The 21,113-nt window shown below is 64.0% G+C and carries 19 protein-coding genes; 8 read left to right on the forward strand and 11 right to left on the reverse strand.

Features of this window, described 5'->3' with window-relative positions:
- The 3 genes from RCO24_RS12810 (at nucleotide 1) to RCO24_RS12820 (ending at nucleotide 2,077) form a co-directional block, all read left to right on the forward strand.
- The gene (locus tag RCO24_RS12810; RefSeq protein WP_308962615.1) at nucleotides 1-1,371 is read left to right on the forward strand and encodes an ATP-binding protein; all 1,371 of its coding nucleotides are present in this window, start codon (nucleotides 1-3) and stop codon (nucleotides 1,369-1,371) included.
- 116 nt (nucleotides 1,372-1,487) lie between these two features.
- Nucleotides 1,488-1,751 (forward strand): DUF1344 domain-containing protein, encoded by a 264-nt coding sequence (locus RCO24_RS12815; RefSeq protein WP_308962616.1) that lies wholly within the window; start codon nucleotides 1,488-1,490, stop codon nucleotides 1,749-1,751.
- A 56-nt stretch (nucleotides 1,752-1,807) separates the two neighbouring features.
- A complete protein-coding gene (locus RCO24_RS12820; RefSeq protein WP_308962617.1) occupies nucleotides 1,808-2,077 on the forward strand; it encodes a hypothetical protein in 270 nt (89 codons plus the stop codon).
- Between the two features lie 121 nt (nucleotides 2,078-2,198).
- Here RCO24_RS12820 and RCO24_RS12825 read toward each other — a convergent pair whose 3' ends face one another.
- From RCO24_RS12825 to RCO24_RS12860, 8 genes are all read right to left on the reverse strand, one after another.
- Nucleotides 2,199-3,275, reverse strand: coding sequence for a lipocalin-like domain-containing protein (locus RCO24_RS12825; RefSeq protein WP_308962619.1), 1,077 nt, complete (start codon nucleotides 3,273-3,275; stop codon nucleotides 2,199-2,201).
- A complete protein-coding gene (locus tag RCO24_RS12830; protein ID WP_374990961.1) occupies nucleotides 3,265-5,730 on the reverse strand; it encodes an FtsX-like permease family protein in 2,466 nt (821 codons plus the stop codon). The genes RCO24_RS12825 and RCO24_RS12830 overlap by 11 nt, the downstream gene beginning before the upstream one ends.
- A 26-nt stretch (nucleotides 5,731-5,756) precedes the next feature.
- The gene (locus RCO24_RS12835; protein WP_374990962.1) at nucleotides 5,757-6,416 is read right to left on the reverse strand and encodes an ABC transporter ATP-binding protein; all 660 of its coding nucleotides are present in this window, start codon (nucleotides 6,414-6,416) and stop codon (nucleotides 5,757-5,759) included.
- 43 nt (nucleotides 6,417-6,459) lie between these two features.
- A complete protein-coding gene (locus RCO24_RS12840; RefSeq protein ID WP_308962622.1) occupies nucleotides 6,460-7,104 on the reverse strand; it encodes a nucleotidyltransferase family protein in 645 nt (214 codons plus the stop codon).
- Nucleotide 7,105: 1 nt separating this feature from the next.
- Nucleotides 7,106-8,152 (reverse strand): XdhC family protein, encoded by a 1,047-nt coding sequence (locus RCO24_RS12845; RefSeq protein ID WP_308962624.1) that lies wholly within the window; start codon nucleotides 8,150-8,152, stop codon nucleotides 7,106-7,108.
- 4 nt (nucleotides 8,153-8,156) lie between these two features.
- Nucleotides 8,157-10,385 (reverse strand): xanthine dehydrogenase family protein molybdopterin-binding subunit, encoded by a 2,229-nt coding sequence (locus RCO24_RS12850; protein WP_308962626.1) that lies wholly within the window; start codon nucleotides 10,383-10,385, stop codon nucleotides 8,157-8,159.
- A gap of 11 nt (nucleotides 10,386-10,396) precedes the next feature.
- Nucleotides 10,397-10,855 (reverse strand): 2Fe-2S iron-sulfur cluster-binding protein, encoded by a 459-nt coding sequence (locus RCO24_RS12855; protein WP_308962628.1) that lies wholly within the window; start codon nucleotides 10,853-10,855, stop codon nucleotides 10,397-10,399.
- A 254-nt stretch (nucleotides 10,856-11,109) separates the two neighbouring features.
- Nucleotides 11,110-12,027, reverse strand: a complete 918-nt coding sequence (locus RCO24_RS12860; RefSeq protein ID WP_308962630.1) for a LysR substrate-binding domain-containing protein — start codon at nucleotides 12,025-12,027, stop codon at nucleotides 11,110-11,112.
- Nucleotides 12,028-12,226: 199 nt separating this feature from the next.
- Here RCO24_RS12860 and speB point away from each other — a divergent pair, with 199 nt between their 5' ends.
- From speB to RCO24_RS12885, 5 genes are all read left to right on the forward strand, one after another.
- Nucleotides 12,227-13,195 (forward strand): agmatinase, encoded by a 969-nt coding sequence (gene speB / locus RCO24_RS12865; RefSeq protein ID WP_308962632.1) that lies wholly within the window; start codon nucleotides 12,227-12,229, stop codon nucleotides 13,193-13,195.
- Between the two features lie 202 nt (nucleotides 13,196-13,397).
- Nucleotides 13,398-14,489: an alkene reductase gene (locus RCO24_RS12870; protein WP_308962633.1), complete on the forward strand. Its 1,092-nt coding sequence runs from the start codon at nucleotides 13,398-13,400 to the stop codon at nucleotides 14,487-14,489.
- Between the two features lie 202 nt (nucleotides 14,490-14,691).
- Nucleotides 14,692-15,393 carry a pirin family protein gene (locus RCO24_RS12875; protein WP_308962634.1) on the forward strand — a complete coding sequence of 234 codons (702 nt, stop codon included), beginning with the start codon at nucleotides 14,692-14,694 and terminating at the stop codon, nucleotides 15,391-15,393.
- A 106-nt stretch (nucleotides 15,394-15,499) separates the two neighbouring features.
- Nucleotides 15,500-16,102, forward strand: coding sequence for an NAD(P)H:quinone oxidoreductase (gene wrbA / locus RCO24_RS12880; protein ID WP_308962635.1), 603 nt, complete (start codon nucleotides 15,500-15,502; stop codon nucleotides 16,100-16,102).
- Nucleotides 16,103-16,272: 170 nt separating this feature from the next.
- A complete protein-coding gene (locus tag RCO24_RS12885) occupies nucleotides 16,273-17,697 on the forward strand; it encodes a tetratricopeptide repeat protein (protein WP_308962636.1) in 1,425 nt (474 codons plus the stop codon).
- A 162-nt stretch (nucleotides 17,698-17,859) separates the two neighbouring features.
- Here RCO24_RS12885 and RCO24_RS12890 read toward each other — a convergent pair whose 3' ends face one another.
- The 3 genes from RCO24_RS12890 to RCO24_RS12900 form a co-directional block, all read right to left on the reverse strand.
- On the reverse strand, nucleotides 17,860-18,891 hold the full coding sequence (locus RCO24_RS12890) for a caspase family protein (protein WP_308962637.1): 1,032 nt from the start codon (nucleotides 18,889-18,891) through the stop codon (nucleotides 17,860-17,862).
- Nucleotides 18,892-18,953: 62 nt separating this feature from the next.
- Nucleotides 18,954-19,625: an OmpA family protein gene (locus RCO24_RS12895; RefSeq protein WP_308962639.1), complete on the reverse strand. Its 672-nt coding sequence runs from the start codon at nucleotides 19,623-19,625 to the stop codon at nucleotides 18,954-18,956.
- Nucleotides 19,626-19,899: 274 nt separating this feature from the next.
- Complete coding sequence (locus RCO24_RS12900; RefSeq protein WP_308962640.1) at nucleotides 19,900-21,000, reverse strand: autotransporter domain-containing protein; 1,101 nt, start codon at nucleotides 20,998-21,000, stop codon at nucleotides 19,900-19,902.
- Nucleotides 21,001-21,113: the final 113 nt, after the last annotated feature.

A 21,113-nucleotide genomic window follows, 5' to 3' on the forward strand; every position in this document is an offset into this window, starting at 1 on the left:
GTGCTGAAACGGACGCCCTTCCGCTTGGCGGCAACGTTCACGGCACTCTTTGCCACCACCGTCATCGTCCTGTTCGCGATCCTCTATTTCGGCATCAGCGCGAGTCTCGGCAGCCAGATCCGCATCCGCGCCCAGGAAACGCTCGACGCGCTCGTTGCCGTGGATCGCCAGAAGGGCTTCGACGATCTCGCCGCCGTCGTTAACAGCGAGAGCGACTCGATCCGCGACGCCGATTTCATCTTCGAGCTCGTCGATGAGAACGGCCAGCACGTCGCCGGCAATGCCCGTGGCATCAAACAATCCGGGACCTGGCTGACGCTCGAACGCGACGACATCCAGCCCGATTGGGACAATGGCGAGCCCGACGACCGCTTCCACGCCATCTGGCAGGACGTCTCGAAGGGGCGCCTGCTCGTCGGCAGCAGCGATCGCGAGCTGCGCCGGACGCAGAGATTTCTGCTCGAAGTGCTCGGCATCGGCCTCGTTTCCACGCTGTTGCTCGGCGGGCTTTGCGGCGCGTTTCTGGCCGCCCGCACGCAGCACCGCATCGACGCCTTCGCCAAAACACTGTCGGCTGTATCGGCCGGACAGATCGCCGCCCGTGTCCCGATGACCGAATCCGGCGACGACATCGATCACGTCGGCGCTCAGGTCAACCAGACCCTCGACCACTTGCAGAAGCTGATCGAGAACGTCAATCAATCGTCATCCGATATCGCCCACGATCTGAAAAAGCCCGTCGGACGCCTGCGCCAGCGGCTCGACATCGCCGGGCGGAGTGCAAAAACGCCGGCGGAGTTTCGCGCCGCGATCGAAGCCGCACTTTCCGATCTCGACGCCACGATCGAAACCTTCGACGCGCTCTTGCGCATCACCCAGATCGAAGCCGGCGCCCGCAAGGCGCGCTTCGCCAACATTGACCTCGGCTCCGTTCTCGACGACGTGGCTGACATCTACGAGGCCGTGGCCGAGGACGCCGGCCACACGCTGGCATGGACGACCGGCACCTACAAACCCGCGATCGTCAGAGGCGACCGCGAGCTTCTGCTGCAACTCTTTGCCAACCTGATCGAGAATGCCATCCGCCATTGCCCGCCCGGCACGCACATCGGGCTTACGCTCCGCGAAGAGCCGGACGCATTTAAGGCCGAGGTTTTCGACGATGGTCCCGGCATTCCGCAGCACGAGCGGGAGAAGGTATTTCGCCGCCTTTACCGGCTCGAACGCGCGCGCACCACGCCAGGAAGCGGCCTCGGCCTCACCCTCGCCGCCGCCGTTGCCGAGCTGCACGGCGCCCGCATCGAGCTTGGCGACAAAGCCCCCGGCCTCAACGTCGCCATTTCTTTTCCCAAGGCCAATACAAGCACTTGAGCCTCTCTTACCAATCCGTATGTCCCCGGCCAAGAAGCCGCAAGCTTGGGCGCTCATAACTGTCTGCGTGGGGCGCTGGTGAGCCGGCGGCCCACGACGAGAAACAGGAGAAGTCCATGTCCAAGAAGTTCGTCGCGCCGCTTGTTCTGGCCGGCCTCGCTGCCCTTTCGACGGCAGCCCTTGCCGCCGCACAAACCGCGACTGGAGATGTCAAATCGACCGATACCGCCAAACACGAGCTGACCCTCTCCAACGGGGAGACATTCGAGGTCGGCACGCATGTGAAGCTCGAAAAATTCAAAGCCGGCGACAAGGTCGCCATCACCTACGAAACCAAGGACGGCAAGATGGTCGCCTCCAAGGTTCACCACTCGAAGTAATCGCAAACCCATTTTCAACAGCAAAACCAGATCCCGAGACGAGTTAGGAAACACCCATGAGACACATGAAGAAGCTGGCGATCGTCGCACTCGCAGTCACTGCAGGCGCCAGCGCGGCCGCTGCGGCAGGTCCGTCGGCGATGGAGGTGACGGGCCGGATTCAGCACCTCAATCCGCGCGCCCACCACATCACGGTGAAGAGCCAGACCTATCGCTACAATCCGCGCCTTGCCGGCATGACGCTGCGCCGGGGCGAGGAAGTCCGCATCCTCTACCGCGAAAGCCACGGCCAACGGATCGCAGTGAAGATCCTTCCCGCGGCTTGACCTGACGACGACACTGCAGCCCTCCCTAGCTTGATCCCCCCAAGCCAACTTTGCACAAGAGCTTCGCAATCCCTGTGCAGCGGGGCCGCCCTCAAAAGCGGCCCCACTTTTTTTTGAGATCCTAATAACCCGTCATCTCGAGATAGCCGACGCCAGCGTGTGATCCACTGAAGCGCACCGGCCCTTCCCAATAGGGAAAGATCGTCGCCATCCAGCTTTCGGCATTGAGAGGCTTCGTCTCGATCGAAAGCCCACGGCTCTTCACCACCACTTTCCAGGAGATCGGAAGGCGCCGCCCCGCAACGTCCTTCTGGGCGAGCGGCGTCAAGGCAATGTCGGCCGCATCAAGCACGGAGGTCCGGCCATCGGCGCCGATCCAGCTTCCGGCGCGATAAAAATCGCCGTCCGCACCCCGCAATTGAAACAGCATCAGCTTGTCGCCGCCGGGCAGGTGCAGCGAGAACCAGTCCCAACCCTTTTGGTCGGCAGCGAGCGGCTGGCTGCTCCACTCGCGATCCATCCAGGCCTGTCCCGTCACGGCGATCGAACGGCCAGACAATGTCAGCGTCCCGCTGACCTCGAAAAACGGCTGGCTATAGTAGTAGGAGGCCTGGCCGCGTTCGGATTTACGGCTGTAGCCGTTGTCGCCTTGCAGCGCTGGTGCGTATCCGGTCTTGAGTGCGAGGGAATAGGAAAAATCGGCGCCCTTCGCCGTCAACAGCGTCGAGCCTAATCCCGAAGCGTTCGCGCTCTCAGTACTCACGAACGACCAATCGTCGATCCACGCATGGAATGGATGCGCCTTCGCACCCGCCTGCCCGATGCCACCTCGCGCCAGCGTTTCAGCAAAGCGATGCTCCTTCGCACTCGTCACCGCCGCATGCCCCATCCACACCTGCTGGCTCGCCCAACCTTCCCGTTCCGGACCGGGCGACAGCGCTTGCCGGAACAGCGTCCACTGCACGCCGTAAGCATTGCCGTCGGCGTCCTTGAGGTTGGCCGTCACGTACCACCATTCGATGCGGTAGTCGGGGTGGGCACCGAAATCTTCGGGAAACGAAAGCGACTTCCCCGGCACTACGTCCGCAAAGCCGGACGCACTATCGCCAAGCCCCGCAAAGCCCCCTGCACCTGCGCGCTCCACGCCCCAGGCGAGCGCGGTGATTGCAAACAGCACGACGATCGCCCTAACGCTCATTGGCGAACACCTTCATGAGATCTTGCGGCGCCGTGCGCTGGAGACGGATCACCGGAATGATCGCGGCCAGAAACGCTGTCGCCAGCGCCGAGATCAGGATCACCACCCACTGCATCGGAAAAACGTGGAACGGTAAGCGCCAGCCGAACGCCTGCACGTTGACGATCGCAACCAGACACCACGCCAGAACAAGTCCCAACGGCACCGCAAGCACGGCCGTGATCGCAGCCAGAACCAGCAGCTTCCCGATCTCGAGATCCGCGAGCCGCCGTCGCGTGACTCCGAGCGCCCACACCGGCGCCAGCTGCGTGAGGCGCAAATCGCTGAGCGTCAGCAGGCTCGCGAACAAGGCGATGCCCGAGACGATGAGCGTCAGCGTGTTCAGCGCGCCCGTCACCGCAAACGTACGCTCGAAGATGCGTGTCGACATCGCTTTGAGGGAAGCTTGATCGACGACGCGCGCGAGCTTCGCGCCGAGCTCCGCTTGCATCCGCTGGATCACCGCTGGAGCGGCGCCCGGCGCCACACGCAGGCTATAGCTCGTACGCCGCGCGTCACGGAAATGCCGGGTCAGATGGTCCACGTTCACCCGCACCTGGCCCTTCGGATTACCGTAATCCGGATAGAACCCGACCACGGGAATATCCCACACGCTATCCGGTGTCGGGATCGAGATCACGCTGCCAAGCGCGAGCCCCATTCTCCGCGCGAGCTGCTCGCTGATCAGAGCGCCGCCACCGTCCCGCACCCGGTCCCACGCGTCGTCCGTATGCCCAAGCAGAGAGAAATGACCGCGGTAGGTTGCATGATCGCGCGTGCCGTAGACATCCACCGGCCAGCCTTTGATGCGCGTTTCGGCTTTCCAAACCGGAAGCACGGCCGTGACCCTCGGCTCGCCGCCGAGCCAGCTTTCGATGAAGCGCGCATCTTCGATGCTCGATGCGTCGAAGTAGATCTCCGAGTTGAGCCGCTCGTCGAGCCAGCCGGTGAACGTCTTGCGAAATCCTTCGACCATAGTCCCGACGCCGACGTTCGCCGAAAGCGCGAGCAGCAGCGCCATCAGCGCCAGCGACAATCCCGAAAGCTGCTGGCGCGTATCGGCCCAGAACCACTGCGCAAGCGCGCCGGATGCCTGCCGTTCGCCAAGACGCAGAACCGCAACTAGTCCGAGCGGCAGCAGCAACGCCGCACCCAGCAGAACACCGGCGATGACCGCGAACCCTGCAACGAGGCCGCGCCCCCACAAGAAGGCCGCAAGGGCGATCAAAAGGCACAGCACTGCGAATACACCCTGGCGCAGAAGCTGTGCGTGCTGCGCCTCCCGCCAGGCCAACGGCTTCGCCACCGCCAGCAGCGGCAGCCGGTAGACTTTGAACAGGCTCATCGCCGACGCGAGCAGCGCACCCGCGAGCGCCATTCCGAGCCCCGAAAGCCACCACCGCGCTTCGATCACGAGATGACCGCCCACATGCGCACCGTAGAGACCTGAAAGGCTCGCCGATACATCCGGCAGCAGGGCGGCCGCGATCAGGTAGCCGGCGATCATGCCGAGCGCGCCAGCGACAAGCGCAAGCAGAACGACCTCGCCGACCAGGACCGCCAACAACAGCCACAGCGGTGCGCCGACCGCGCGCAGTGTTCTGAGCGTCGCAAGCCTCTGCTCGAACGCAAGCCCGATCGACGCATGCACGATGAACAGCCCGACGATGAAGGCCAGAAGCCCGAACGCCGTCAGGTTGAGATGAAAGCTGTCGGTCAGCCGCGCGAGATCGCCGGCTTCTTCCGCCTTTTCGATCCGCAGCGTGCGCCCGGCGATACCCACAAGATGCGCTTCTTCATGGCGGTCCGCGGCGTCGGCCACGAGCCGCGTGAGCTGTCCCGGCCGCCCGAGGATCTCTTGGGCCGCGCCGATGTCGACGACCAGAAGGCCGGGCGCCACCGCATCGGCCTTGACCAGGGGTGGCAAGCTATGAGCTCCGTCCGTACGCGGCCGCGCGCCTTCCACCGCGCCGAGTTCGGCTAATGTTTCGGACGCGACGAGCGTCCGCCCCGGCGCTTGCAAAAAGCCTTCGAGATCGGCGCCCGTTGCAAGACCGGCGACCGGCGACCCCTTGGACACGGTCAACGGCTCGACACCGATCAGCCGGTACGAAACCCCGCCAATCCGCACCGTACCCTCCAGCACCGGCGAGACTTTCCAACCCGCGCGCCGCAGCGCCACGTAGGTCTCCTGCGGCACGAACAAGCCTGATGCCGATACGATGCTCCGAGCACCGGCCTCTCCGAACACCGCCGCTGCGCGATCATAGCTCGTGCGCGCTTGCTGGTTCAGCGCCTGCACGCCGCTCCATAGCGCCGTCGCCACAGCGAGCCCAACCACCAGCGTCGCGAGGTTCATCGGATGCCGCCGCCAATGGCTGAGCAGCGATGCAAACAGCCAGAACGCCTGCGCCAACACCTGAGTCAATGTGCGGGATGAGGTCACGACGCGGCGATCACTCCCGATGCGAGCGTCACCTGCCGGTTGAGACGCGCCGCAAGACGCGTGCTGTGCGTCACCATCAGGAAACCGCAGCCGGTCCGCCGGATGAGATCGAGCGCCAGATCCAGAACCTCGTCGCCGGTCGCTTCGTCCAAGTTGCCGGTCGGCTCGTCGGCGATCAGCAGCCGGGGGCGGATCGCAAGCGCCCGCCCGATCGCAACACGTTGCTGCTGCCCACCGGATAGCTGTTCCGGATAGCGCGCCTCGAGTCCGGCAAGCCCGAGCCGCCGCACCAGCTCGCTCTGCCAGTCGGCGTCGAAACGCCCGGCGAGCCGCGCCTGAAAAGCGAGGTTCCCGGCCACTGTCAGGCTCGGCACGAGATTGAACTGCTGAAAAACGATGCCGACCCGCTCGCGCCGCAACGCCGCGCGCTCCGCGTCCGACTGGCCGGTGACACGCACGCCATCGAGGATGATTTCGCCGCCATCCGCTTCGTCGAGACCGCCGACCAAATGCAGAAGCGTACTTTTGCCGCTGCCGGATTCCCCGAGCAGCGCCAGGCTGCTGCCAGCTTCGAGCGTCAGATCCACGCCCTTGAGAACGGGCACCGGACCCTGCGGCGTCGCATAGGACTTCCGCACATTCAAAACGCGGAGCAGCGGCAGCGCATCGGATGGCGCACGGCCTGCAGCTTGAGACTGCTCAGCCGGTGTCGCCTTCGGGCTCTCCAATGAGGCGCGCATAATCGTCCCTCGTGTCGATATCCGCGAACAGAGAGACGTCTTCGAAGGCGACGTCAAGGCGTTCGCCCGAGGAAAGCCGGTCAAGCAGGGTTTTGCCGCCCCTGGCGCCCGATAGCGCGGCGAGATCGGGAAACAACCGGCGCGGCCACAACACGGGATTTCGCTGTTCGCCGCGCACCGTCACCGGCACGACGACACGCTCACCGCCTGCGCCAGCGAAAGCCTCGGCCAGACGCCGCAGCAAATCGGACGAAAGGTTGGCCAGGTCACCGGGAACGACAAACGCCCCTCGCGAGGTCGCCGAAAGCGCGCGGACACCCGCCGCCACCGAGCCCCCCATGCCGTCGTCCCAAAGCGCGTTGTGAACGAGCCGCACCGGCAGTCCGGCGAGCGCCGCTGCATAGGCCTGCTGCTCGGCGCCCGTCACAACGACGACATCGCGAATACCGCCGCGAAGCAGCACATCTGCCACCTTGGCGAGCATCGGCTTGCCGCCGATCTCGGCAAGCAGCTTGTTGTCGGCACCGAAGCGCCGCGAAGCCCCGCCTGCGAGCAGAACCGCACTGAGCGACACGTCGGCCGGCGCTGGCGGAATTGACGTCATGTCACGCGCCGCGCCGCGCGCGGATGATCGCGCCGAGAATGGAAACGGCGATCTCGCCGGGTCCCTTGGCTCCGATCGGAAGGCCGACCGGCGCATCGATACGCGCGATCTCCGCCGCCGTAAGGCCCGCTTTGCCGAGCCGTTCGACACGCTTCTCGTGCGTCCGGCGCGAACCAAGCGCGCCCACATAGAAACAAGACGATCGCACCGCCGGCATCAGCGTCTCGTCGTCGAGACGTGAGTCATGAGCCAGCGCAACCACGGCCGTTTGGCTATCGAGACCCAGCGCAGGCAACGCCGCCTCGGGCCAGTCATGGCTGAGGTTGACACCCTGGAACCGGTCGGCCGTCGAGAACGCGGTGCGCGGGTCGACCATCGTCACCTGATAGCCGACGCGCTGCGCGAGATCTGAGAGCACCTGCCCGATATGCCCGGCGCCAACCAGGATCACGTGTACCGGCGGAACCAGCGCATGGAGGAACGTCCGTCCTTCCGGGCCTTCGACCAAGACGCATTCGCCGCCATTGAGCAGCTTGGCCGTATCGTCGGCATAGGAACTCGCCTCGTCCTTGAGCGTGCGCTTGCCGGTCGCGAGATCCGTCTCCACTACCAGCAGCGACCGCGCCTTGCGATGCGCGAGCACGCGATCGAGATAGGCTTCATCGTCGGCACCGCTGAGGCGCTCGAGGAAAATCTCGATCCGCCCCCCGCACGGAAGCCCGACCGACCAAGCCGTCTCGTCGGCAATCCCGAACTCGAGAAGCTTCGGCGCTCCCGTCGCGATCACCTCGGCGGCCGCCGTGATCACCGCGCCTTCAACGCAGCCGCCCGAGACCGAGCCTTCGAAGCGATCGTCAGGCCCGACAACGAGCTGCCCGCCCACCGGAACCGGCGAGGAACCCCACGTCTTGACTACAGTTGCGAGGGCGATGGCCCCGATCGTGTCGAGCCACTGCCGCGCGATCTCGGTCACGTCGCGCGGCGCACTTTCGCCGTCCCCGTGGGCCGAAAGCCCACGGATTTCGTCTGCAAACCCAGCGTCTGGCATGGCGCTATCCAAGTTTCAGCCCATCGGCAAATGGGAGAATACGCACGCGATGCCCGGTGCCCGCCGCAATGGCGTTGGCAACCGCCGGGCCGATCGGCGGAACGCCCGGCTCGCCGATGCCGGTCGGCGCCGCGTCCGACGCCACCAGATGCACCTCGACCTTCGGCATCTCGTTGAAGCGCAGAACCTCGTAGCCGTCGAAGTTACCCTGATCGACGACGCCATCCTTCAGCGTCACCTTGCTGTGCAGGATCGCGCCAAGACCGTAGCCGACGCCGCCTTCCACCTGCGCCCGGATGTTGTCCGGGTTTACGGCAATACCACAATCGACGGCCGCGACCACGCGCTCGACCTTCGGCTTGCTGTCGACCATCCGCAACTCCGCGACCTCGGCGACAAAGCTCTTGAAGCTTTCGTGCACCGCGACGCCGCGGAACACGCCCTCGGCCGGCGGCGTACCCCATCCGGCCTTATCGGCCGCAAGTTGCAGCACTGCCCGATGCCGCGGATGCTTCGCGAGCAAGGACAGGCGGAATTCGACCGGATCCTTCTTCGCGAGCGCCGCGATCTCGTCGATCATCGTCTCCATTACATAGGCGGTATGGGTATGACCGACCGAGCGCCACCACAGCGGCGGCGCTCCAACCTTCGTGTTGTGCAGCTCGACATGCATGTTCGGAATTTCGTACGGCGTGTCAGCCACGCCCTCGACCGACGTCCCATCGATGCCATCCTTGACGATCGCGCTTTCGAACGGCGTTCCCGTCGCGATCGACTGCCCAACGATGCGGTGATGCCAGCCGAGGATCGCGCCATCCTTGTCGAGCCCGACCCGCACCTTGTGCACATAGAGTGGACGATAGTAGCCGCCCTTGATGTCGTCCTCACGCGTCCACACGAGCTTGATCGGCTCGCTGCGGCCAGAGGTCTTCACGATCTGGGCGGTCTCGGCGATGTAGTCGGAATCGTACACGCCGCGCCGGCCGAACGAGCCGCCCGCCCACAGCGTGTTGATGATGACGTTCTCCGGCTTGATGCCGAAGATCGCGCCCGTCACCGCCTGATCGACGGTTTGAAGCTGCGAGCCGGTCCACAGCGTCGCCTGCCCGTCCTTGAACTGCAGCACGCAGTTCATCGGCTCCATCGGCGCGTGCGCCAGGAACGGAAACACGTACTCGGCCTCGATCACCTTGTCGGACTTAGCCAGTGCTCCCGCCACGTCATCGCCCTTTCGCGCGACGAGCCCCGGCTTGTCAGCGAGGGCCTTGTATTCGGCGATGATGGCGTCCGTGCCACGCGTCTCGGCGTTGCTGTCGTCCCAGGTAATCTGCAGGAGATCGCGCGCGCGGATCGCGGCATAGGTCGAGGTCGCAAGCACGGCCACGCCCTTCGGCAACGTCACGACATCCACGACACCCTTGACGGCGCGCGCCGCCTTGTCGTCGACGGATTTCACCGTGCCGCCGAACCGCGGAGAACGTGCCAGCGTCGCGACCAGCATGCCGGGGAGTTGCACATCCTGCGTGTAGATCCGCGCACCCGACGTTTTCGCAACCGAGTCGACACGCGGAAAAGACTTGCCGATGTAGACGAAATTTTCCGGCGCCTTGAGCTTCGGCTCGGCTGGAACCGGAACGGCGGCGGCCTCCTTGGCTAGCTCGCCCAGCGTCGCCGTATGCGCTCCAGATGTCACCACGCCCTTGGCGACCATCACCGTCGCGGCATCGACGCCCCAGCGCTTGGCTGCAGCCTCGACGATCATGGCGCGCGCCGCAGCACCTGCCTTGCGATATTGCTCGTAAGAATTGGCGATCGCGGTCGAGCCGCCTGTGCCCTGCACGCCGAAGAAGAAGTTCTTGTAGAGTTCGACGTTGGCCGGCGCGAATTCCGGCTTCACCTGCGCCCAGTCCGCGTCGAGTTCTTCCGCCACCAGTGTCGAGAGCCCGGTGGCGATGCCCTGGCCTTTGTCCTGATGCTTGACGATCACCGTCACCACGTTGTCGGGCGTGATCGTGACGTAGGGCGTGAACACGCCGTCCGCCGTGGCAGCCTTGGCCACCGCTTCTGCGCGCGCCGCTCCCGCAGGGGCCCAGCCGCCGATCACGAGACCAGCGCCGGTGCCCAACGCGAGCCGCACGAAATTGCGCCGGTCGAGCGCAAGCGCCTCCGAAAGAGCTGGCGCCTCCGCGACGGCTTGCGTTTTGAACTGAGAAAGATCCATCCGTCCGTGCATGGTCGTGCTCCTCAGGCCTTGAGTGTGTCGGAAGCCACGTGGATCGCGGCGCGGATACGTTGATAGGTGTTGCAGCGGCAGATGTTGCCGGTCATCGCCCCGTCGATGTCGTCATCGGTCGGCTTGGGGTTGTCGGACAGCAGCGCGGCAGCGGCCATGATCTGGCCGGATTGGCAGTAGCCGCACTGAACCACGTCGAGCTTCACCCAGGCGTCACGAACGGCGTCGGCGACCTTGCCGGACAAGCCCTCGATCGTCGTGATCTCCTTGCCCGAAACGTCCGAAACTGCCGTCACGCACGAGCGGATCGGCTGGCCGTCGAGGTACATCGTGCACGCGCCGCATTGCGCGGCACCGCACCCGAATTTGCTTCCGATGAGACCGAGTTCGTCGCGGACGACCCACAACAGCGGCGTGTCGTCCTCCGACTCGACGGACACATCTCGACCGTTGAGTTTGAATTGGGTCATGCAGATCTCCCGTAAACTGCATTGCAATGGAATGCGCACAACTGCCCGAGGGCAGCCTTCCGAGCGCGCATTTTGCGTAATGTGCGCACGCACGGCGGCAATTTCCAGACCCATCGGTACAAATTACGGGATTTTGGCAGTTCGGCACGCGCGCCGGGCGAGCCCGGATCGACAATCCGCCGAAAGACGATGCCGGAAAAACAACCGATAAAGCACACTCAGGAGTCGCCGGAGCGTGCTCCCGGCGCAACCACTCAATCCAAATTCATGGCCTGTTTATGCCGCGCAATCTCGGCGAGCAGCCACTGCCGGAACTGCTTGACGCCCACGAGAGACGCCGCCCCCGGCCGCACCGCCAGCGCATAGCAGCTCGGGATCTTGCGGCGGATCGGGAACGGCGTGACAAGCAACCCACGCGCCAGAAGATCCTCGACCATGATGTTGTCGCCGAGCGCAACGCCCCCGCCGTTGACCGCCTCGCGAATGGCGAGCGACGGATCGTGAAAGATCGCACCCGTCCTCGGATCGACCCCTTTGACGCCGACGCCGTGTATCCACTCCTCCCACCACGCCATCGTGTTCTCATGCAGTAGCCGGTGGGACGCGAGATCCGAGGGCTTCCGAAGCGCGGCCTTCCCTTTGGTCAGAGACGGCGCACAGACCGGCAGCACGATCAGTGAAATCAGCGGCACCAGCCGCGGATCATCCACGTCGTCGGGAGCGAACAGAATTCTGAGGTCCGCCCGCTGATTGCCACCCTTGCCCCTATCGTCATGGATCGACACTTCGAGTTCGCACGCCGGATAGGCGGCGCGAAACTTGGGCAGCCGGTCCGCAAGCCAGAGGTTCATGAACGTGGCGTTGATCGACAGCGTCACGCGCTTGGGCCCACGCCGCTTTTGCGGCCCGTTGGCGCTGATTTCCTCGGTCGAATCCCGGATCGCATCGAACGCAACGGTGAGGCGGCGCGCATATGGGGCAGCCTTCTCTGTGAGCTGCACCTGCCGAAACCCACGCTCGAACAGCGCGACGCCGAGCGCATTCTCGAGCGAGCGGATATGCCGGCTGACCGCCGAGGGCGTCAGTCGCAACTCCTCCGCCGCATCCTTGAAACTCTGAAGCCGGGCCGCCGCCTCGAAGGCGCGGATTGCATTCAATGACGGGAGCGCCATGGGAACACCGAACACGTGAGGGCACGCACGAGTGAGATGAGTTTTACTCACCTCATTGCGGAAAAATAGCCGTTTGTCAGGTCGTTTCGCAAGGCGGATCCTCGAAGCTATTCCAAACGCAAAGCCGTGGCCGGCCACCCAGGGCCGAACACGCGCGCAAGATGCCGATCCGCAAGCCAAAACTTCGGGAAACATCACGATGAACCAGATGCTGAACCCACCGCTCCACCCGCGTGAGACCGACAACGCCATCTACGGAAAAAGCATCATGGGCTGCTCGCGCGAACCGCAGTACAGCGGCGTGCTCTCCTTCATGCGCCGCCGCCTGACGCGCAACCTCGCTGGCGTCGACGTCGCCGTCTGGGGCATTCCCTTCGACGCGGCCGTTTCGAACCGGCCCGGCGCGCGCTTCGGACCGCAGGGTGTACGTCGCGCGTCCGCCCTGCTCGAAGGCGACCCGCAGTATCCGTTCCACGCCGATCCGTTCGAACGCCTGGCCGTCGTGGACTACGGCGATTGCGCGCTCGATTACGGCCGGCACGGCGATGCTCCGCGCCAGATCGAAGGCCAAGCCCGAGAAATCATCGACCAGGGTCCCGCGCTGCTTTCGATCGGCGGCGACCATTACGTCACCTGGCCACTCTTGAAGGCGCACGCTCGCAAGCACGGACCGATGGCCCTTGTGCAGTTCGATGCCCACCAGGACACTTGGTTCGACGAGGAGGCGCGCATCGACCACGGCTCGTTCGTGGCCCGCGCCGTGCGTGAAGGCATCATTTTGCCGGAGCGTTCGATCCAAATCGGCATCCGCACCCACGCGCCCGAAACCTGCGGCATCGACATCATCTACGGCGAGGACATTCCCGAACTCGGCATTGCGGGCGTCGTCGATCGCATCCTCGCACGGGTCGGTGACGCCAAGACCTATCTGACCTTCGATATCGACTGCCTCGATCCGGCGTTCGCACCGGGAACGGGAACACCGGTGTCAGGCGGGCTCAGCTCACGCGAGGCCTTCATGATCTTGCGCCGCCTCGGCGCGCTCGACATCGTCGGCGGCGACGTGGTGGAAGTGGCACCCGCATATGACCACGCCGACATCACCTCGATCGCCGGGGCGACCGTGCTCCAGCACTATTTGGGCCTCCTGGCGGAGAGAAAGAAATAGGACGAACCTGCTGAAAAGCGGGTCACTTATATCGGCCGCTGCAAAGCAAATCATGCGCACCGCACACAAATTTGCTCCAGCAGCGGGCGACCCCCTTTATTTCTGTACTTGGCGGTCCATATTGATGCCGGGCGGGTGGTTCTCTCGGCGCGAGTACGCAGGGAACGCCTGCACGCAACGATACGATGCAGGAGATCCTTTCATGTCCGCCAAGCTCTTTTCACCGCTGACAATCGGCACGCTCACCTTACCCAACCGTATTGTCATGGCGCCGCTGACCCGCAACCGCGCGGCCGACGGCGATGTACCCCATGCGCTCAATGTCGAGTACTATGCTCAGCGCGCGTCCGCCGGTTTGATCATTACCGAAGGCACGCAGATCTCGCCTGAGGGCAAGGGCTACATCGCGACACCCGGCATCTACAGCCCGGAGCAGGTTGCAGGATGGCGCAAGGTCACCGATGCCGTGCACGCCAAGGGCGGCCGCATCTTCGCGCAGATCTGGCACGTCGGCCGCATCTCCCACACGTCGCTTCAGCCGGACGGCAAAGCTCCCGTCGCACCGTCCGCCATTACCGCCAACTCCAAGACGTTCGTCGCTACGGGCTTCGTCGATACGTCAGCGCCGCGCGCCCTCGAAACCGCCGACATCAAGCGCATCGTCGAGGACTATCGCAAGGCGGCCCAGAACGCCGAGCGCGCCGGCTTCGATGGCGTCGAGCTGCACGCAGCAAACGGCTACCTGATCGACCAGTTCCTGCGCGACGGCACCAACAAGCGCACCGACGAATACGGCGGCAGCACCGAAAACCGCACACGCTTCCTCAGTGAGGTTCTCGCCGCCATCACATCCGTCTTGCCGGCGGATCGCGTCGGCGTCCGCTTCAGCCCGTTCTCGAATTACAACGACATTTCCGACAGCGCCCCCTTGAGCACCTTCGGCGCGGCCGTGTCCAAGGCGAACGAGTTCAAGCTCGCCTATCTGCATCTCGTGGAAGGCCAGACCGGCGGCCCGCGCGATCAGGTATCCCCGTCCGACATCGCAAGTCTGCGCAGCCGCTTCAAAGGCGCCTACCTCGCCAACAACGGCTACGACCGCCAGCATGCCGTCGATGCCGTCGAAAGCGGCAACGCCGACCTCGTCGCCTTTGGCCGCCCGTTCATCGCCAATCCGGATCTGGTCGAGCGCCTGCAGCAGAGCGCTCCGCTGAACGAGCCGCAGCCGGCGACGTTCTACGGCGGCGGCGCGGAAGGCTACACCGACTATCCCACCCTCGGCGCCAAGGCCGCCTGAGCGTAAGCCAAGGCGCTCGAGACGGGCGCCGATAGACAGAAAACCAAAGGCGCCCAGCCAGCATGGGCGCCTTTTTCATTTGTCGCCAAACAGGAACCAATCTATTTCAAAATAACTATATTGGTTCTCAGATTAATCGATGACATCTTCTCCTCAACAGCGACGGCCAAGGCGGCTCGTCGGCAGGAAAGGAGAATTCGACATGATCACAATTCGCAAAAGCAACGAGCGCGGCGCCAGCAATTTCGGCTGGCTCGACAGCAAGCATTCCTTCTCCTTCGGTCACTACTACGATCCGAAGAACATGGGCTTCGGCACGCTCCGCGTGATCAACGAGGACATCGTCGACGGCGGCGCCGGGTTCGGCACCCATCCGCACGACAACATGGAAATCATCTCCTACGTTCTCGAAGGCGCGCTCGAGCACAAGGACAGCCTTGGAACCGGCTCGGTGATCCGCCCCGGCGACGTGCAGCGCATGTCGGCCGGCACCGGCATCGCCCACAGCGAGTTCAACGCCTCCGAAAGCGATCCCGTGCACTTCCTTCAGATCTGGGTGCTTCCGAAACAGCGCGGGTTGACCCCGAGCTACGAGCAGAAATCGTTTCCGCCCGAGGCCCGCAAGGGACGCCTTCAGCTCGTCGGAGCCAGCGATGGCCGCGACGGCGCTGTGACGATCCACCAGGATCTCGATCTGCACGTCGCCAATCTCGCGAAGGGCGATGCCGTCACCCACACGCTGGCCCCGCGCCGCAAGGCCTGGGTCCAGGTGACTCGCGGCGAGGTCACCGTCAACGGCGAGGTCGTCCGCAAAGGAGACGGCGCCGCGCTGACCGACGAGGCGGAGGTGAAGATCGCCGCCAACGACAACGCCGAGGTCCTCCTTTTCGACATCGGCGCGTAACGCCTTCGCTCTAGCCCTTCTTTGCCGGGCGGCCTGATCGCCGCCCGGCCCTTCCTTCCGCGCTCGCCCGAGCTGCTGAATTCACCCGAACCGAAAGCCGAACATCATGAGCAAAGTCCTCGTTCTCTACTATTCGAGCTACGGCCACATCGAGCGCATGGCAGAGGCCGTCGCCGAAGGGGCCCGCGAAGCGGGCGCGTCAGTGGACGTCAAGCGTGTGCCCGAGCTGGTCCCTGAGGAGGTTGCCGCGAAGAGCCATTTCAAGCTCGACCAATCAGCCCCCATCGCCACCGTCGACGAGCTCGCCGACTACGACGCCATCATCCTCGGTACGCCGACGCGCTTCGGCAACATGGCCGCGCAGATGAAGAATTTCCTCGATCAGACCGGCGGCGTCTGGTTCCAGGGCAAGCTGATCGGCAAGGTCGGTTCCGTGTTCACGTCCACCGCCACCCAGCACGGCGGCCAGGAGAGCACGATCCTGTCGACACACACCGTTCTCCTGCACCACGGCATGGTCGTCGTCGGACTGCCCTATTCGTTCCAGGGCCAGACCACGCTTTCCGAAATCAGCGGCGGCTCGCCCTATGGCGCAACCACCATCGCCGGCAGTGACGGCTCGCGCCTGCCGAGCGAGAACGAGCTTGCCGGCGCGCGTTTCCAGGGCAAGCACGTCGCAACCATCGCAGCCAAACTCGCACGCGCTTAACTCCCCCCACCACTCCCCCTGAGCGCGTGAAAAACGGCCACCGGCGGCAACGTCGGTGGCCGTTTCCTTTTGGCGAACACAGCGCGATCGATCCAGCCAACCGCGCTTGCACCGAACACCTCGACTATGAAACACTTCGCCGGGACCGGCGCAGAATCGGGGATGCTCACTTGAAACGGAAAATCGCGGTCATTCTCGCGGCCGACATTGCCGGCTACAGCCGCCTGATCGCCGAGGACGAGGAAGAAACGCTCCGCCGTTTCGAGGGCTATCGCACCGTCTTCAGCGAGTTCGTTGATCGCGGCGGCGGGCGCATCTTCAACACGGCGGGCGACGCCATTCTGGCCGAATTCCAAAGCGCGGTCGAAGCCGTGCGCTGTGCCGTCGACGTCCAGGAAAGTCTGAAGGCGCGCAACCTCGCCTACCCACCGAGCCGCCATATGAACTTCCGCATCGGCATCACCATCGGCGATGTCGTCGAGCGCGAAGGCGGCGATCTGCTCGGCGACGGCGTCAACATCGCAGCCCGTCTGGAATCGGTGGCGCCGCCCGGCGGCATCTGCGTTTCGCGCTCGGTTCATGAAGCCGTCGCCAGCAAAATGACACTGCGCTTCGCCGACGCCGGCCCCCAGGCGTTGAAAAACATTCCCGAGCGCGTGCACGCCTACACGCTGTCGATCGAAGGCACCAACTCCGGTGCGGTCGTGTTGCAGCCACCGGGCCCGAAGGAGACGACGCAAGCCAAAGCCACAGGCCCGGCAGCAGCAGCACAGCTTAAAGCCAATCTCCAATCCAATTGGGTCACGCTCGTGCTTGCCGGCCTCGCCGTGGTTCTCGCCGGTGTCTACGCCTACGAATATCTCCCCCGCGCAACGCAAGACACGCCACAGCCCGCGTCCGCGCCACCCGAACCTGTCGATGTCACGCAGGCACCCGCCGCCGAGAGTGCGCGCGAACCCGCAACCCCTCCAACGGCCGATCCTAAGCAGGCAACCGACACCGCACTCCGCACCGCGCCGAACCCACTCGCGTCGCGCTATGTGCTGACGCGGCAATGGAAGGATTGTCACGAGAGCGACAACGCCGATGTCGCGGTCGAAGCCTGCAAAGGGCTGATCGACACCGGCGGCCTCACCGACGAGGATCAGGCCACCATCCGCTACAAATACGGACGCGCGCTCCGCGACAAGGGTGACGCCGATAAAGCCATCGAGAGCTACAACCGCGCCATCGAATTGAAACGCACCGCCGACGCCTACAATCACCGCGGCATCGCCTACTTCGACAAGGGCGACTTCGCTCAGGCCATCAAGGATTACACCGAAGCCCTGAAGATCCGCCCCAATCTTGCCGAAGCCGTCAACAACCGGGCCTGGACCTACTACAAGACCGGCGACCTCGCCTCGGCCTTGCAGGACGCCAACCGCGCCGTCACGCTCGACGGCACGAAGGCCTATATCTGGGACACGCGGGGCCACATCCAGGAGGCGCGCGGCGCCAAAAGCGCCGCCATCAGCGACTATCGCAAGGCCCTTTCGCTCGACGCGGCCAGCGTGAGCAGCAGCGAAGGCCTACGCCGCCTCGGCGTCAACTGAGCGCGTGCGTTGTCGCATACTGTCATCCTCGGGCTCGTCCCGAGGATCCAGCCAGCCACAAATACCGAGGATCAGTTAAAGCGAGCGCGCCTCGAGCGAGGCCTGGATCACAGGCACAATCGCCTCAGATGACGAAAGCGTTTGAACAGCTCAGACGGCCTTCTAAAGCCCCGCGCCGACACCAGCGCCAAGCCCCGGCGGCGGGCCGCTGCGGCGCGCCTGACGAGGCGCCCCGCCACCGCCGGCATTCTTGTTCTTCCGCGGCGATTGCGCCGTCGCTTTGCCGCTCTTGCCCGAGCCCGGCGTTGCATCCCCGTTGTAGGTCGGCAGCAGCGGCGCAGCCATGCCAGGCGCCGTCGGCGTGAAGTAATAGACGTCGGTCAGCGCGCTCTCTTCCCACGGAACCTGCCGCCCGTTGGTTTCCTTCTGCACGTCGAGCCGCACCTTGATCATCATCTGGTGCACGTCCACGCCCTTCGTGCCGAGGTGCTTCAGCAGCGCCTTGGTGAACGGGCTGTTGCGGCCGCCGCCATCGTCCGAAACATTGTTCGGCTGTGTCGCGTAAGCGCGGAAAATGCCCGATGCGCCGCTCGTCGACGGCACGTTGACCTTTGTCATGCCGCGGCTGAACGACAGCGAGCGAACCTTCCGCGTTTCGCCGTCCTTCGCCACGATCTGCAAACCAAGCTCCTCGCGCGAAGGCGTGTTGCGGCAGGCGTCGAGGAAGATCATGCCGAGCTTGGCCTTTTGCAGCGGCTCGATCACCGAGGAAATGTTGACGAGGTTCTTGTCGAGCGCATCCTTGCTCTGCGCTTCGTCCTCGACCTGAATCTCGCCCGGCATGTCCACAGGGATCAGAAAATTCTCGCCGCTGAGCGAGATGCCATGGCCGGCGTAGAAGAACAGTCCCTCATCGCCCGGCTTCAGCTCCTCGGAGAATTTCTGGAAGGCCTCGTGCATCTGCTCGCGCGAGAGGTTCGTCCCGAGCATCACGTCGAACGACAGGTTGCGAAGCTTTTCGGCAACGTCGGCGGCGTCGTTCTGCGGGTTCGTGAGCTCAGCCACATGCTGATAGGTCGAATTGCCGATGACGAGCGCGAGGCGCCGCCCGGCTGCTTCAGCCGATGTGCCGGCAGCCAACACGGCCACGACCGCGATGGACAACGCGGAACGGAGAACGAGGCTCGGTCTCATTGTCTCTCTCCTCTCAACTCGTACTCGGCTCGGGTCTCAAACCACAGCGCAGGCAGAAGCTCTCACGGCGCGACCGCATCACCCACTGGCTTGCTTGCGGAAGCGGTCTTGTCGGTCAGGTTCACGATCTGAACGCGGCGGTTGACGCTCGCATAGGGCGAGACCTTGTCTTTGAGGCGCTCGGCGCCGTAACCGACAACGGTCACCGTATCGTGCGCGACGTTGAACTTGTCATTGAGATACGTCCGCACGGCATCGGCACGCCGCTCCGAGAGCGTTTGGTTATACTCGCCACGCCCCTTCGCATCCGTGTGTCCGGCCACCATGATCGACGCGCCCTTGAGCGCATCGTCCTGCAACGCCGTGCCGAGCGCATCGAGCGACGCCTTCGAGCGGCTGGAGATCGTGGCGGAGTTGAAATCGAAATAGATCACGAAATCGAGCTGCGGCTTATCGCTGACGGCATCCGCGAGCTGATTGCGCTCGGGAACGGAAAGCCCACGCGTAGCCGCCTTGGTCTTGAGGTCCTCGATGGTCTTGGCCCGCTCGATCTCGGCCTGTGTCGGCTTGACCGAAAGCCCGCGCGTCTTGCGCGGCTTCAAGGCCTCCACGATGTCCTGCACCGACGGCGTTCCAGCCTGGTCGGCAAATGCCACCCCAACCGGCGCCGCGAAGCTCATCGCGAGCGTGAGCGCCGCAACCGCGCCCCGCAACCGATAGGAACAATACGTCATCGGAACCTCCTGAAAACGCCGGACAATGTACCCCATCGGCGGCATACTGACCAGTAGCGGGCTTGCTTCGAAGCACGACCAAAGGCCCAAACCCGCCCCGACGTGCCGAGATCTTTCTTCCAGACACCACAGCCGCTTAGCCGGGGTCTGTTCCCTGCGAAACAGTCCTGCGCCATCGCGGGCACCTAAGCAGAAAAAAGGCGGACATGCCCAGCACGCCCGCCCTCGATCCTTAACCAAACCTGCCGGCCGGCTTCGTGCGCCAGCGCTGAGTTTATTGGAACTTGTAGGACGCCCCGAGCCGCAACCCGATCGTGCTCTCGTCCTCCGAGAATTCCGTATAGGCGGCCGCGCCGTAGGTCATCGGGCCGGTCACGTAGTCGAGACCGATCTCGATCTTGCCGAAGTCATCAGCCTGCGCGAAGGCCGCGAAGGCGTCGCCCTTCACCTTTATGTCCTCATCGAACACGTTCTTGTAGGAGAGCAGCAGGTAGGGCCGTGCGACGCCACCCTCGAGTTGCAGGATGGAGAAGAAAGTCGCCGTCAGCGATGCGTTCCACGCTTCTGCACTGCCCTTGATGAAGCCGGCCGCATTGGCAAAAGCAAACTTGTCGGTGCTCACGTCGTAATGACCGATGCCGCCGCGCAGATCGAACTTCCAGGCATTCGGCAGATCGAACGTGTAGCCGATCACGCTGTTCGAAAAGTAACCCGAGACATCGTACGAATAGGTATCGCCCGCCGCGACACCCCCACCGGCACGGCCATCGGCCTCGCCGCTGACGCCGATGAGCAGCGACATGCTGTAGAAGGAGCCTTTGCTCCAGAGATAGCTGCCGCCGTAGATGAAGGCGTCGATCAGTGTTTTGCCGTTTGTGACGTCGGCTTCCTGATGGAGCCGGTCATACCCGAGCAGCCCGTTGATCCGGACCTTGCCGCCGAAATACGTGCCCGGCAGATCGTAGCTCCCGCTCGCGAACACCGACCCCTCGTCGGTCTCGAAACCTTCGAGCTGAGAGCCCGTCGTCTTTTCGGTCAGACCGTCGTGCCGCGTATGGCGCAGGCGCCCGGTCGGATTGACGAACGAGCCAATACCCGCACCGAAATTGAGCTGCTGCTGGACCAGGCCCTCGCCGATTCCCGACAGCACGGAGCCGATCGCTGAAACCGCTCCCACGGATTCATGGCACTCACTGTAACTGTTGTAGGTGACCAGCTCGTTATAGGTCGGCGAGCTCGGGTTGGTGTCGATCGCTTGATAGTAGCACGGCGACGGCGTGGACTGCGCTTGCGCCTGTCCCGGCGATATCGAAAACGCAGCCACCACACCCAGGCAAAGCCCCGCAACCGACTTGGCAAAACGGCTGTAAGTCATGACCATTCCCGAAAAAATCTGCAATGGATTGATTGATTTCGACCAAAAAGCAGATTTCTGCCTAGCGTGATTCTACCGTTGCAAAACTATGTTTAGGAGGCCAACAGAGGATC

It is taken from the genome of Hyphomicrobium sp. LHD-15 (assembly GCF_031157355.1).
GTDB lineage: Bacteria > Pseudomonadota > Alphaproteobacteria > Rhizobiales > Hyphomicrobiaceae > Hyphomicrobium_C.